This window comes from Blastococcus sp. CT_GayMR19 (assembly GCF_004570385.1).
GTDB lineage: Bacteria > Actinomycetota > Actinomycetes > Mycobacteriales > Geodermatophilaceae > Blastococcus_B.
In genome coordinates this window covers 77,414-90,171 of record NZ_SPQL01000007.1, presented here as the reverse complement: position 1 = coordinate 90,171, position 12,758 = coordinate 77,414, and the positions used below count along the sequence as shown (strand labels likewise).

Sequence of the window (12,758 nt, the reverse complement as noted above, 5' to 3'; positions counted from 1 at the left end):
CCTCGTCAGGGCCGGAAGCCGGACATCGCGGGCTCCAGCCACCGCGTCCCGAAGCGGCCGGACTCCACGTCGGGCTGCTCGAGCAGCCAGCGGTGGAACGGGATCGTCGTGGCCACGCCGTCCACCTCGAAGGTGCGCAGGGCGGCCTTCGTCCGCCGCAGCGCCTCGGCCCGGTCGCGGCCGTGCACGATCAGCTTGCCCAGCAGGGAGTCGTAGAACGGCGGGACGACGTAGCCCTCGAAGCAGTGGGTGTCCAGGCGGACGCCCGGCCCCTCCGGTGGGGCCCACCGCGTGATCTGGCCGGGGGAGGGGCGGAAGCCCTGCTCCGGGGACTCGGCGTTGATCCGGCACTCGATCGCGTGCCCCGTGAACGTCACCTGCTCCTGGGTCAGTGGGAGCGGGTCGCCGGCGGCCACCTGCAGCTGCAGGCGCACCAGGTCCAGGCCGGTCACCATCTCCGTGACCGGGTGCTCGACCTGGATCCGCGTGTTCATCTCCAGGAAGTAGTGCTCGTCGCGCTCCTCGTCGTACAGGAACTCCACCGTGCCGGCGTTCTCGTAGCCGATGGCCCCGGCGAGCAGGACCGCGGAGCGGCGGATGGCCTCGCGCGCGTGCTCGGGGACGGCGGAGGCGGGCGCCTCCTCCAGGACCTTCTGGTAGCGCCGCTGCAGGGAGCAGTCGCGCTCGCCGAAGTGCAGCACCCGCCCGTGCCGGTCGCCGAAGACCTGGACCTCGATGTGCCGGCCCGTGGTGACGTAGCGCTCGGCGTAGAGCGTGGCGTCGCCGAACGCCGCCCGTGCCTCGCCCGAGGCGCTGTCGAACGCGTCGGCCAGCTCGCCGGCGTCCCGGACGATGCGGATGCCGCGTCCCCCACCGCCGGCGGCCGCCTTGAACAGCAGCGGGTAGCCGATCCCGTCCGCCACCGCGCGGGCCTCCCCGACGTCGGACAGGCGGTCGGACCCGGGCACGAGCGGGACGCCGGCCTTGCGGGCCACCTCGCGCGCGGCCAGCTTGTTGCCCATCGTGTGGACGACCTCGCTCGCCGGCCCGACGAAGCGCAGGCCCTCGCGCTCGCACGCCGCGGCGAAGGCGGCGTTCTCGGCCAGGAACCCGTACCCGGGATGCACCGCGTCGGCACCGGTGCCGAGCGCCGCGGCGAGCAGCGCGTCCTGGTTCAGGTAGCTCAGGCCCGGTCGCGCCGGACCGACGCACACGGCCCGGTCCGCCAGGCGCGCGGCCATGCTGTCGCGGTCGGCCGCGGAGACCGCGACCACCGACTCCAGGCCCAGCGCCCGGCAGGCCCGGACCACCCGGACGGCGATCTCACCCCGGTTGGCGACGAGGACGCGGTTCACGCGACGGCGGGACGCAGCCGGAAGAGCGGCTGGCCGTACTCCACGAACTCCTCGTTGGCCGCCAGCACCTCGACCACCTCGCCGGCGGTCGGTGAGGCGACGCCGTTGTACATCTTCATGACCTCGACCAGGCCGAGCGTGGCGCCCTCCTCGATCTGCGACCCGACCTCGACGAAGTTCGGCGCACCCGGCTGCGGCGCACGGAAGAACACCCCCAGCATCGGGGCGGTCACGGTCACCAGGTCGGCAGCGACGGGAGCCGCCCAGGCCTGGGGCGGCACCGGAGGCGCCGTCACCACCGGGGGTGCCGTTCCCGCCGGGGGTGCCGGAGCCGCGACCGGGGCGGGAGCCGGCGCCACGACCGGGGCCGGAGCCGCGACCGGCGCCGCTGCGGCGGGGACGGGTGCCCTCCCACGGGCCTGGGTGGTGACCCCCGTGCGGTCGGCGACGATCCGCGAGCTCCCCACCTCCACCTCGAGGTACTCGACGTTCGACCGTTCGAGCAGCTCCAGGATCGAGACCACGTCGTCGTGCGTCAGCTCCACAGCACCATCAGCTCCTTCCGGCGAGATCGGGGATCTCGCACGTCTCGTCGGCTCCGCGCTCCGCGCTCCGGGGAGGCTCATGCCTCGTCGGCGCCGGCGGGGGAGCCCTTGCGCATGGTCAGCTTCAGTCCCGGCTGCTGCAGGGACACGAACGCGTGCCGGTCCTGCTCGGCGAGCCGGCGGATGAGTTCCAGCAGCGGGCCGTCGGCCGGTGCCGGGGGACGTGGGTCCCGCACGCTGCCGACGACGTCCACGGCGTCGTCCCCGACGATGCTCATCAGGATGAGGTCCTCGTCCGGGGTGTCCCGGCCGTAGTGCTCGCGCAGCTGCGCGAGCGTCACCCGTGGCGCCTCGAAGGCGGCGATCTCCCGGGCCCGGGGCCGGTCGAGGATCCGGTCCCGGACGTCGGGGTCCATCCCGTCGACCGCCTCGTCGCCGCCGTGCCGGCCGAGGGCGTACTCGATCGTCTTGTCGGTGACCTGTCGGTACCGCTCGCCGGTGATCACGTTGATCGCCGCCTGGCTGCCGACGAACTGCGACAGCGGGGTCACCATGATCGGGTAGCCGAAGTCGGCGCGGACCCGGGCGGTCTCCTCGAGCACCTCGGGGAGCCGGTCCTCGACCCCGGCGAGCCGCAGCTGGTACTGCAGGTTGGAGATCATTCCGCCGGGCACCTGGTGCCGGTACAGCCGCTCGTCGTACTCGTACGGCACGCCGATCTGGAAGCCTTCCCGCTTCGCGATGGCGGTGAAGTGCTCCGTCGCCGGGCGCAGGACGTCGGTGTCGACGTCCACCTCGTAGCCGAGTTCGCGGAGGTTCGCCGCCACGTTGTAGACCGAGGGCTGCGAGTTGGCGTTGGCGAGGGGCGGCACCGCGGTGTGCACGACCCGCACCCCGGCGCGGACGGCCTCGATCGCGTTCAGCGGCCCCAGCCCGTTGTTGCAGTGGCCGTGGAACTCCCACGGGATGCTCCCGGCGGCGGCCATCATCTGCGGCAGCAGGGTCCGCGTCCGCTCCGGCGTCAGCATCCCGCTGACGTCCTTGAAGCAGAGCCGGTAGGGCGCGATGGCCCCGGCCTCCTTCGCCTTGCGCACGAAGTACTCGTCCGTGTGCTTGGGCGAGACCGAGTACATGACGTTGATGACCGGAGTCATGCCGAGCCGCTCGAAGCGGGGAAGCTGCGCGGCGACGGCGTCGAAGTTGTTCCAGTTGCTGCCGGTCCGGGTGTGCCGGATGCCCAGCTCGACCGCCTTGGAGATGAGCAGCTCGCCCACCTCGGGCACCACGGCGCCGCTCATGCTCGACCCGTCGATGGGGCCGTGCCACCGCAGCGGCGTCCGCTCGGCGGCGGCCGAACCCTGCCGGATCCAGTCCCAGGGGTTCTCGCCGAGGTGCCGGACGAACTTCTTCAGCCGGCTGCCGGTGGCGATGAACTCCATGCTGTCGAAGCCCGCGGCGTCCAGGTGCGGCATGGCCGGCAGCATGTGCCGGGTCCGCATGTTCATCGCCCAGAGGCTCGCCTGGCCGTCGCGGATGGTGGTGTCGACGAACCGCACTGCCTCGCTCATGACTGCCCCTCGACGTCCGTGCCCAGCAGCTCGTCCGAATGCTCCCCGAGATACGGAGCCCGCCGCACCGCGGGCAGCGCGAAGCCCCCGAACAGGGCCGGCGGGCGGATCTGCGGCATCGGCCCGATGCCCGGCTCGTCGAGCACGTCGATGATCCCGAGGTGCCGCAGCTGCGGGTCCTCCAGCGCCTCGCTGACGGCGTTGACCGGCGCGCACGGGACGCTGTGCGCCTGCAGCACCTGCAGCCACTCGTCCCGGTCGCGGCCGGCGAAGATCGGCGAGAGCTCCGCGCGCAGCACCTCGTAGTGCCGCTGCCGCCCGCCGCGCTCGGCGAAGCGCTCGTCGGTGAGCAGGTCCTCCCGGCCGACGGCGGCGCACAGGCCCTGCCAGAACTTGGGTGGCGAGGAGAGGTGGATGAGGACCTGCCGGTCGTCGCGGGTCCCGAAGACGTAGGCCTGTGAGCTGTGCGGCCGCAGGTAGGGCGTCTCGTCCCGTCCCTCGACGACGTTCTTGGCGACAGCGGAGTGCAGGAAGTGCACGAGGGCGCCCAGCATGCTCACCTCCAGGTGCTCCCCCCGGCCCGTCCGGTGCCGCTGGTGCAGCGCCGCCAGGACGGCGAACGCCGCGGAGTGCCCGGTGATCGCGTCCGCGAGCGCCGGCCCGCGCAGCCGCGGGTCCTCCGGGTCGAGCAGCAGGCCGGCCAGGCCGCTGTAGCCCAGTGCGACGCCGTCGTACGCCGGCATGCCCGCGTACGGCCCCCCGCTGCCGAAGCCGGTGATGCTGCAGTGGATCAGCCCGGGCTGCAGGTCGCGGAGCACGTCCCAGCCGATGCCCAGCCGCTCCATGACGCCCGGCCGGAAGTTCTCGACCAGGACGTCGGCCGAGCCCGCGAGGTCGAGCAGGTGTGCCCGGCCGTCGTCGGACTTCAGGTCCAGGACGACGCTGCGCTTGCCCCGGTTGAACGCCACGAAGGTCGCGTTGAGCCCGCCGGACTCCCACTTCCGGAACGGGTCGCCGGTGGGCGGCTCCACCTTGATCACGTCGGCGCCCATCTCGGCGAGCAGCACCGCGGCGCACGGCCCGGAGATGTAGGAACCGAGGTCGAGCACCCGGACGCCGGTCAGCGGCAGCTCTGGGCCGGCGGGAGCGGTGCCGCCGATGGTCGGGGCGTCCTCGGTCGCTGTCACGAACCGTCCTCCTGGAGGTCGGGGAGCTTCAGGGCGCGGCCGGCCAGGGCGGTCACGGGAGGGTCCTCCGATCCGCGGCGCGACGGGTTCGTCCGACTCCGCGGGCTGCGGTTGTGTCCCGGGTCACGGCCGGCTGGCCAGGACCCTAACAAGGGCCAGGAGGGTTGGTAAGACCTATAGACCATTACCTGGCAGACGTGCTTCAGTGGACCCGTCGCTGTGTCGCCGGTCACATCCGCGGTCGGCGCGAGGGCCGTGCCAGGGGAGGGTCACCGGTGGACGAGCTCGCCGCGGATCCGGGTCCGAGGAGTGCACCCGCATGAAGATCCGGAGGCAGTTCGCACATCGGTTCCGCGCGGTGACACTCCTGCTGCCGGTCGGCCTCGTGGCCGCGGCTTGCGCCCCCGAGCAGGGGAGTCGGGATCCCGAGCCCAGCGCATCGTCGTGTTACGAGGGGGAGCGGATCTCCTTCGTCGTCGCGTACGGCGAGGGCGGCCTCTACGACCTCTTCGCCCGCACGGCGGCGCCGCACCTCGAGAAGGAACTCGGCGGGACCGTCGTCGTCGAGAACCATCCGGGCGCCGGGGGGCTCACGGCGGCGAGCGAGATCTACACGGCCGAACCCGACGGGCTGACCATCGGGTTCTTCAGCGGTCAGGGGCTCGCCGGTGCCGTGCTGGGCGGGTCGGCGGGCGCCACCTTCGACCTGGGAGGAGTTCACCTTCGTCGCGCGGCTCGCGCAGGACGACCGTGTCCTCGTGACCGGTCCGGAGAGTGGGATCAGCTCGGTCGAGGACCTCTCGGGCCGGGACAGGCTGGCCTTCGCGAGCGCCGGCCCCGGCGGCGCCGACCACATCGACGCGACGATCCTCATTCCCGTCCTCGGGCTCGATGCCGACATCGTCACCGGCTATGCGGGCAGCGCGGAGACCGCGCTGGCGGTGACATCGGGCGACGCCCACCTCGCGAGCGGCACGGTGCCCAGCCGCATGTCCTCGATCGAGAGCGGCGATCACGTTCCGGTGCTCGTCATCGCGGAGGACCGCAACGAGGCGTTCCCGGACGTGCCGGCGCTGCTGGAGCTCGACCTCGACGACGACCAGCGCGCGCTGGCCGAGGCGCACACGTCACTGCAGTCGGTGGGTGTCGACGTCCTCGGGCCGCCCGGGATCCCCGAGGACTGTGCCGGCGAGCTGGAGGACGCGTTCGAGGCCACCCTCGCCGACCCCACGTTCGTCGGGGACATGGAGGAGCGGTACCAGCCGGTCGAGTTCACCCCGGGGGACGAGCTGGCGGACGTCATGCAGTCGGTGCTGGAGGCGCCCGAGGAGTACCGCGCGCTGCTGGAAGGCGCCTACGCGAACCAGTGACGGTGGGCGGACCGCCGGCCACCGGCGCGGGTCTCTCGACCTGCCGCGACCGGGTCTCTCGACCTGCCGCGACCGCCTCGAACCGGCGCCGCTCCGGGACGACCCCGCGAGCGGCGGGGAGGCCGTCGCTCCGGTCTGCCGCACGGCGGGAAAGTCTTTGGTAAGACCTATGGACCATTGCCCGCCCGCGTGCTTCAGTAGGGGCCACTATGACGCCGGCCACGTCCGCGGGGCCGCGGGCAGCACGCCCGTCTGAGGGAGGCCGTGAGTTGGACGAGCTCGGCGCACACTGCTGGGACGACGTCATCGGCGCGGACGAGCGGCTCATCGCAAGCCGCTACGAGACGAAGCGCCCGCTGGGCACGCGACCGGCCCTGCTCATGATCGACTGCTACGCCAAGGTCTTCGGCGACCGCCCCCGGCCGCTGGCCGACGCCATCGACGAGTGGCCGGCCACCTGCGGCCTCAACGCGTGGGACGCCCTGCCCGCCATGGAGAAGCTGCTCCACGGAGCCCGTGAGGCCGGCATCCCGGTGATCCACACGACCGGGGAGGCCCGGCCGGGCTCGCGGCTCGGAGCCGCCACCCAGCGCGCCCGGGTACCCGGGGAGGACGACGTGGTGGGCTACGAGTTCATGCCGTCGCTGGCGCCCGTCGAGGGCGAGCTGATGGCCCGCAAAGCCCGCGCCAGCGCGTTCTTCGGCACCCCGGTGACGACCTGGCTCCGGCAGGTGGACGCCGACACGCTGATCGTCGCCGGCGAGTCCACCAGTGGTTGTGTCCGCGCCAGCGTGGTCGACGCCTACTCGCACGGCCTCGAGGTCGCGGTGGTCGAGGAGGCGACCTTCGACCGCAGCCTGCTCTCCCACAAGGTGAACCTGTTCGACATGCACCTGAAGTACGCGTCCGTGCTGCACCTCGGTGAGGTGCTGCAGTATCTGGCCGGCCTCCGGTCCGACGTCCTGGAGGGAGCCCGGGCCTGACCGGGGCTGTGATCGGCGCGCCACGCGCGCAGCGGTCGCGCAACCCGTCCTCTTCCCGGCACCCTGACCGGCACGTCGGGCCACCTGGCCCGTCCCCCAGCTGACGTTCGCTCCCGACCACACCGAGGTTTTCGCCATGCTCGAAGTCTTCTTCAGCAGCCTGCTGGGGATCTTTGAACCCACGACCCTGCTGACGATGCTCGTCGGCATCGCCATCGGCTTCGCCGTCGGGATCCTTCCGGGCCTCGGTGGCTCGGTCAGCCTCGCCCTCATGCTGCCGTTCACCTTCTACATGGAGCCGGTGCAGGCGTTCGCGTTCCTGCTGGGGATGCTGGCCGCCAGCGCGACGACCGGCGACGTGACGTCCGTGCTCCTCGGCGTCCCCGGCGAGGCGACCTCCGCCGCGACCGTGCTCGACGGTTACCCGATGACGAGGAAGGGGCAGGCGGGACGCGCGCTGGCCGGCGCCCTGGTCGGCTCGGCGCTGGCGGGCATCATCGGCGCGTTCCTGCTCGCGGCGGCGGTCCCCGTCATGCGGCCGGTGGTGCTGGCCCTGGGACCGCCCGAGTTCTTCATGCTCACCCTGGTGGGTCTGAGCTTCGTGATCGCGCTCTCCGGCCGGTCGATGGTCAAGGGCCTGATCATGGCCACGGCCGGCTTCATGATCTCGATGGTGGGCCTGGACGCGCAGGCCGGTGTGCCCCGCTACGCCTTCGACCAGCTCTACCTCTGGGACGGCATCAACCTCGTCGCCCTGGTCGTGGGCCTCTTCGGCGGCGCGGAGCTGCTGCAGCTGATGCTGAGCAAGGCCAGCATCGCGACGAAGACCGCCACCGCCGATCCGTACGCCGGGATGGGCCAGGGCGTCCGGGAGACGTTCAAGTACTGGCGGGTCGTCCTGCGCTCCAGCCTGATCGGTGTCGGTGTCGGCGTCATCCCGGGCCTGGGCGGGTCCGTCTCGCAGTTCATCGCCTACGGCTCCGCCCGCCAGGCCTCCAAGCACCCCGAGGAGTTCGGCAAGGGATCGATGGAGGGCGTGATCGCCGCCGGGGCGAACAACAACGCCAAGGACTCCGGCTCGCTGATCCCGACCATCGCCTTCGGCATCCCGGGCAGCGTGTCCATGGCAGTGCTGCTCGGCGCCTTCATCATCGCCGGCCTGCAGCCCGGGCCCGAGATGCTCACGACCAACCTGGACGTGACCTTCTCGATGGTGTGGATCACGGTGATCTCCAACGTCATCGCGGTCGTCGCGGCGTTCCTGCTGATCAAGCAGCTGGTGAAGCTGTCGTTCCTGCGCGGGACCTGGCTCGTTCCCTTCCTGCTGATCCTGCTCTCGATCGGCGCATTCACCGCGAACAACAACCCGGCCGACATCGCCGTGATGCTCGTCGCCGCCGCATTCGGCGTCATCTGCATCCACTGGGACTGGCCCCGGGTGCCGTTCCTGCTCGCCGTCGTCCTCGGGGGGATCGCCGAGCGGTACCTTTTCCTGTCGTACTCCCTGGACGGGTGGACCTGGCTCAATGATCCGATCGTCCTGGGGCTGATGGCCGTGATCGCGTTCGTGATCGTCGGTCCGATCCTGCGAGCGGCGCGCAAGCGCCGCGCGGCGGCGCGGGCGGGTCGGAACGACGCGGCCGAGGTGACCCAGTGACGAAGGCCGTGGAGGCTCCGGTGGCAGAGCAGGAGACAGTGACGGGGCCGCGCCCCGGCGAGTGGGTCATCACCGTCTTCATGCTGGCGTTCTTCGCCGCTGCCTATCTGATCGCCCAGGACTATCCGTTCCGCGCGGCGCTGTTCCCGCAGATGGTGTCGGTGCTCGGATTCCTGCTGAGCGTGTTCCGCCTCATCGGGTTGGTCCGGGACACCGTCCGAGGCCGGCGCGCGCCCGTACCGGCCCCCGCCGTCGCGGCCGCACCGACTGCGACGGTGGAGAAGCCTGCGGCCGCGCCGGCCGGTGCGGCTGTCCCGGCGGCGGGGACCGGGGCCGCGGCCGTCAGCGCGGACGCAGATCCGGACGCGGATCCGGACGGCGAGACGGTGGGAGCCGTCGCCGTGCCCGCGGAGCTGGAGCTCGTCGACGACGACCGTGAAGACGACGCGAGCATGGAGTACGTCTTCGCCAGCGCCGGCGGCCGGGCCTGGCTCGAGGCGCTGTCGTGGATCGTGGCCTTCTTCGTCGCCTTCTTCACGCTCGGCGCGTTCCTCTCGGTGCCGCTGTTCGCCCTCCTCTACCTGCGGTTCTCGGGCCGGACGTCGTGGTTGTCCGCCGTCATCTACGCAGTGGTGACCGGCGTGCTGATCTACGTGGCGTTCCGCGAGCTGGTCTACATCCCGCTGCCGACCGGCTACCTCCCCTTCATGCAGTTCTGACCGGCGCACCCCGCGAGGACCGACGTCCTCGTCGGGAGCATCGGGTACACCGGACGACCACGTCCGGTCGTGGACGGCCGGCGCCGGCCGACGGAGTGCGCTGAGGCCCTGTTTTTCCCTCCGGAACGGGTCCTCAGCGCACTCCGTCCGGTTCCGGCACCGGACCGAGGCTGTGCGTCCGGCGTCGGGACGTTGTCTCGACCGGCGGCTCCGGCTGCTACGGCGCCTGCGGCCGAGGGCGCCGGTACATCAGGACGATCACGGCGAACGCTCCGGCCGCGACCACGGCGCCGGCGACGAACACGCCCCGGAACCCGGCGAGCAGGGTGTCGGGCGAGGCGCCGACCGTCGCCGACGTGCCGGCGAACGCCTGGTACAGGAGCACCACCACCGCGATGCCGACGGCCCTCCCCAGATTGCGGAGCGTCGAGACGATCCCGTTGGCCATCCCCACCTGCTCCCGTCCCAGGGCGCCCATGACGGCCGAGTTGTTCGGGGAGTTGAAGAGCCCCAGGGCGGCCCCGAGCAGCGCGAGCAGCCCGCCGACGGCCCACAGTGGGGACGACGAGCCCAGGAACGCCGTCCCCGACATGGCCGCCATGATGAGGGTGAGCGCGACCAGCGCCGGCCACATCGAGCCGACGCGGTCGCTCCACCAGCCCGAGAACGGCGAGACGACCAGCATGGTCACGGCCGGCACCGTCATGAGCAGGCCCGTCCGCCCGGTCGACAGCCCGAGGACCTCGTAGAGGTACAGCGGGAACAGGAAGGGCGGGAAGACGGTGAGCACGTAGTAGAGGAAGCCCGCGAGGTTGCCCAGCCCGAACACCCGGTGACGGAACAGCCTCAGGTCGACGAGGGGGTGGGCGACCCGGAACTCCCAGAGCACGAAGAGCAGCAGGAGCGCGCCGGCACCGAGCAGCAGCGCGACGACGCCTGCGCTGGCCCACCCGGCCCGCGGCCCGGTCCCGAGCCCGAGCAGCAGCGCGGCCGCGAAACCGGCGAAGAGAACTGCCCCTGCCGGGTCCAGCTGCCGCAGCGATCCGCCGGTGCCCCGCACGGACGGCAGGAAGACCAGCGTGCCGACCGCGCCGAGCAGGCCGACGGGCAGGTTGATGAAGAAGATCGACCGCCAGCCGAACGCGTCGGTCAGCAGGCCGCCGAGGGCGGGACCGAGCAGCGTGCCGGCGGCGACGATGCTCCCGATGAGGCCGAGGACCCGGCCGCGCTGACGGGCGGGGAAGGTCGTGACGGCCGTGGCCATGATCGTGGCCATGAACATCGACGCGCCGATGCCCTGGAACACCCGGGACGTGATCAGCACCGGAAGGTTGGGCGCCAGCGCGACGACGAGCGAGGCGCTGACGAACAGGGCGAGTCCGGTGTTCAGGATCGGCTTGCGCCCCACCATGTCGGCGAGCCGCCCGAAGACCGGCAGGATCGCCGTGATGGCCAGGAGATAGGCCAGGAGCACCCACTGGAGCTCGTCGAGCCCCACGCCGAACTCCCGGGCCATCGTCGGCAGCGCGACGGTCACGGCCGTGGAGTCGACGTTCGCCATGAACGTCCCGGTCGTGATCGAGAACAGGACGAGCCAGCGGGCGGCCCCCGCGGGCCCCCGGGGTTCCACCGGGACGCCGGCGTCGGGTCTCGTCGCCGACGTCACCGGATGCGGCTCCTGTTCCTCACTGCGCGGCTCTAGGCCGTCGGTACCTGGCTGTGGTGCGGGTCCGCCTCGAACACCAGCGACTTGATGGTGACCGGCACGGTGTTGGACGGGTGCCGTACGCGGCCGATGTCGATGTAGTCGAAGTCGCGCAGCGCCAGCCCGTCCACGACCAGCAGGCCCGTGGTGACGCCGAGCTCGTCGTGCAGCAGCCGGCCCAGGGTCATGGCGACGTCGCCGTCGAGCATCACGTAGATCGGCCGTCCCTGGGCGAGGCGGTCGGCCAGGCCGTCGCGGATGCCACAGGCGAACGGGAACAGCCGCCGGTAGCTGGGCAGCCCCTCCCAGGACATCGCCAGCGCGAGGTCGGCGTCGGCGTGGACCGCGTCCAGCGCGACGAGGTGCCGGCGGACGGCGGCCGCCACGGCATCGGCGTCGACGTCGTCCCCGAGCTCGTAGACCGGGCGCAGGACCTGCAGGTTCCGGCGGGGGAGCAGGGCGTCCGGGTCGGAGATCCAGCCGGTGTTGCCGCTGAGCTGGACGCTGTACTCCGACGCCCCCAGCGCCGTGGCCCGGATGCACTCGCCCGCCGGCAGCAGCGGGAAGGGCAGCGCGCCCGAGTCGATCCGCCGGCGGATGGCCCGGCCGAGCGGTCCGCCGAGGTCGCCGAACAGCCGGCTCTCCCGGTCGTAGACGTACTCCGCGACGCCGCCGGAGAACATCACCCCGTCGACGCCGTCCGGCGGGCCGAGGGGATCGGTGAGGAGCAGCGCCTCGACGGCGTCCGGCAGCGGGTCGGCGGTGAGGGCGGCCACGAGGACGTCGGCCATCCCCTCGGCCACCTCCTCGATCTGGTCGGGCCGTGCCGTGTCGCCGAGGTCCCAGTGGTGGCCCGCCCGGGCGGCGTGGTCGCGGCCGGCGGGGTCGAGCCGGACGATGCGGCCTTCGTCGTCCACGACCTGCAGGCGGCCGCCGACGTGCACCGCGGCCGTCTGCAGGACTCGGCCGCGGTCGAGGAGGGCGAGCTTCGTCGTCCCTCCGCCGATGTCGACGTTGAGGATGCGGAGCCCCTCGTCGTAGGACACCTTGGCGGCACCGGAACCGTAGGCGGCCAGCATCGCCTCCATGTTGTGCCCGGCCGTGGCCGTGACGAGCTCCCCGCCGCGCTCGGCCAGCACGCCGGCGATGGCCTCGGCGTTGCGGCGGCGCAGCGCCTCGCCGGTCAGGATCACCACGCCGGTGTCGATCTCCTCCGGACCGATGCGGGCCTCGCCGTACGCCCGGTCGATGATCGAGCCGAGCGCCTCGGCGTCGATCGCCTCGCTGCTGGCGTAGGGGGTCAGGGCGACCGGGGAGCGGTAGACGGTGTCGCGGCTGATGACGATGTAGCGGCTGGTGAGCTCCTCGCCGATCCGCCGCAGGTGCAGCCGGCTGAACACGACCTGCGTGCCGGAGCTCCCGATGTCCATGCCGACGCTGTGCAGCGTGACGTTGTCCTGCTGCCAGATCGGGTTGTCCTCGAGCGGCAGGTCGGCGTCGTCGTGGTCGTGGTCGTGGTCGGGCGTGAACGTCGAGTGCACCGCCTGCGGCTCGGCGTGCTCACGGCCGTAGACGGGTTCCTCGGCGCCGTGGCCGTGGCTGTGGTCGTGGTCGTGGTCGTGATGGTGGTGCGGATGCGTCACGGGAACTCCTCGAACGACGACGTGCG

At 72.1% G+C, this 12,758-nt stretch carries 10 protein-coding genes; 4 read left to right on the top strand and 6 right to left on the bottom strand.

Annotated features, from left to right (window positions below):
- Positions 1-5 precede the first annotated feature (5 nt).
- From E4P39_RS11525 to E4P39_RS11510, 4 genes are all read right to left on the bottom strand, one after another.
- Entirely contained in the window at positions 6-1,355 is a 1,350-nt protein-coding gene (locus E4P39_RS11525; protein WP_135136703.1) for an acetyl-CoA carboxylase biotin carboxylase subunit, read from the bottom strand.
- Positions 1,352-1,900, bottom strand: a complete 549-nt coding sequence (locus E4P39_RS11520) for a biotin/lipoyl-containing protein (RefSeq protein ID WP_167761798.1) — start codon at positions 1,898-1,900, stop codon at positions 1,352-1,354. Before E4P39_RS11520 ends, E4P39_RS11525 begins: the two co-directional genes overlap by 4 nt.
- A 77-nt stretch (positions 1,901-1,977) precedes the next feature.
- On the bottom strand, positions 1,978-3,468 hold the full coding sequence (locus E4P39_RS11515; RefSeq protein ID WP_135136700.1) for a biotin carboxyl carrier protein: 1,491 nt from the start codon (positions 3,466-3,468) through the stop codon (positions 1,978-1,980).
- Positions 3,465-4,655 carry a CoA transferase gene (locus E4P39_RS11510; RefSeq protein WP_167761796.1) on the bottom strand — a complete coding sequence of 397 codons (1,191 nt, stop codon included), beginning with the start codon at positions 4,653-4,655 and terminating at the stop codon, positions 3,465-3,467. The genes E4P39_RS11515 and E4P39_RS11510 overlap by 4 nt, the downstream gene beginning before the upstream one ends.
- 668 nt (positions 4,656-5,323) lie before the next feature.
- Between E4P39_RS11510 and E4P39_RS11500 the strand changes: the two genes are divergently transcribed.
- The 4 genes from E4P39_RS11500 to E4P39_RS11485 all read left to right on the top strand — a co-directional run bounded on the left by E4P39_RS11500 (position 5,324) and on the right by E4P39_RS11485 (position 9,384).
- Entirely contained in the window at positions 5,324-6,025 is a 702-nt protein-coding gene (locus E4P39_RS11500) for a tripartite tricarboxylate transporter substrate-binding protein (RefSeq protein WP_135136697.1), read from the top strand.
- Positions 6,026-6,294: 269 nt separating this feature from the next.
- Positions 6,295-7,008, top strand: a complete 714-nt coding sequence (locus tag E4P39_RS11495) for an isochorismatase family protein (protein WP_167761794.1) — start codon at positions 6,295-6,297, stop codon at positions 7,006-7,008.
- A gap of 136 nt (positions 7,009-7,144) precedes the next feature.
- Positions 7,145-8,665 carry a tripartite tricarboxylate transporter permease gene (locus E4P39_RS11490; protein WP_135136694.1) on the top strand — a complete coding sequence of 507 codons (1,521 nt, stop codon included), beginning with the start codon at positions 7,145-7,147 and terminating at the stop codon, positions 8,663-8,665.
- Positions 8,662-9,384 (top strand): hypothetical protein, encoded by a 723-nt coding sequence (locus tag E4P39_RS11485; RefSeq protein WP_135136693.1) that lies wholly within the window; start codon positions 8,662-8,664, stop codon positions 9,382-9,384. The genes E4P39_RS11490 and E4P39_RS11485 overlap by 4 nt, the downstream gene beginning before the upstream one ends.
- Before the next feature lie 217 nt (positions 9,385-9,601).
- Here E4P39_RS11485 and E4P39_RS11480 read toward each other — a convergent pair whose 3' ends face one another.
- Positions 9,602-11,050, bottom strand: a complete 1,449-nt coding sequence (locus E4P39_RS11480; protein WP_135136691.1) for a DHA2 family efflux MFS transporter permease subunit — start codon at positions 11,048-11,050, stop codon at positions 9,602-9,604.
- A gap of 32 nt (positions 11,051-11,082) precedes the next feature.
- Positions 11,083-12,732 (bottom strand): ethanolamine ammonia-lyase reactivating factor EutA, encoded by a 1,650-nt coding sequence (locus E4P39_RS11475; RefSeq protein ID WP_135136689.1) that lies wholly within the window; start codon positions 12,730-12,732, stop codon positions 11,083-11,085.
- Positions 12,733-12,758: the final 26 nt, after the last annotated feature.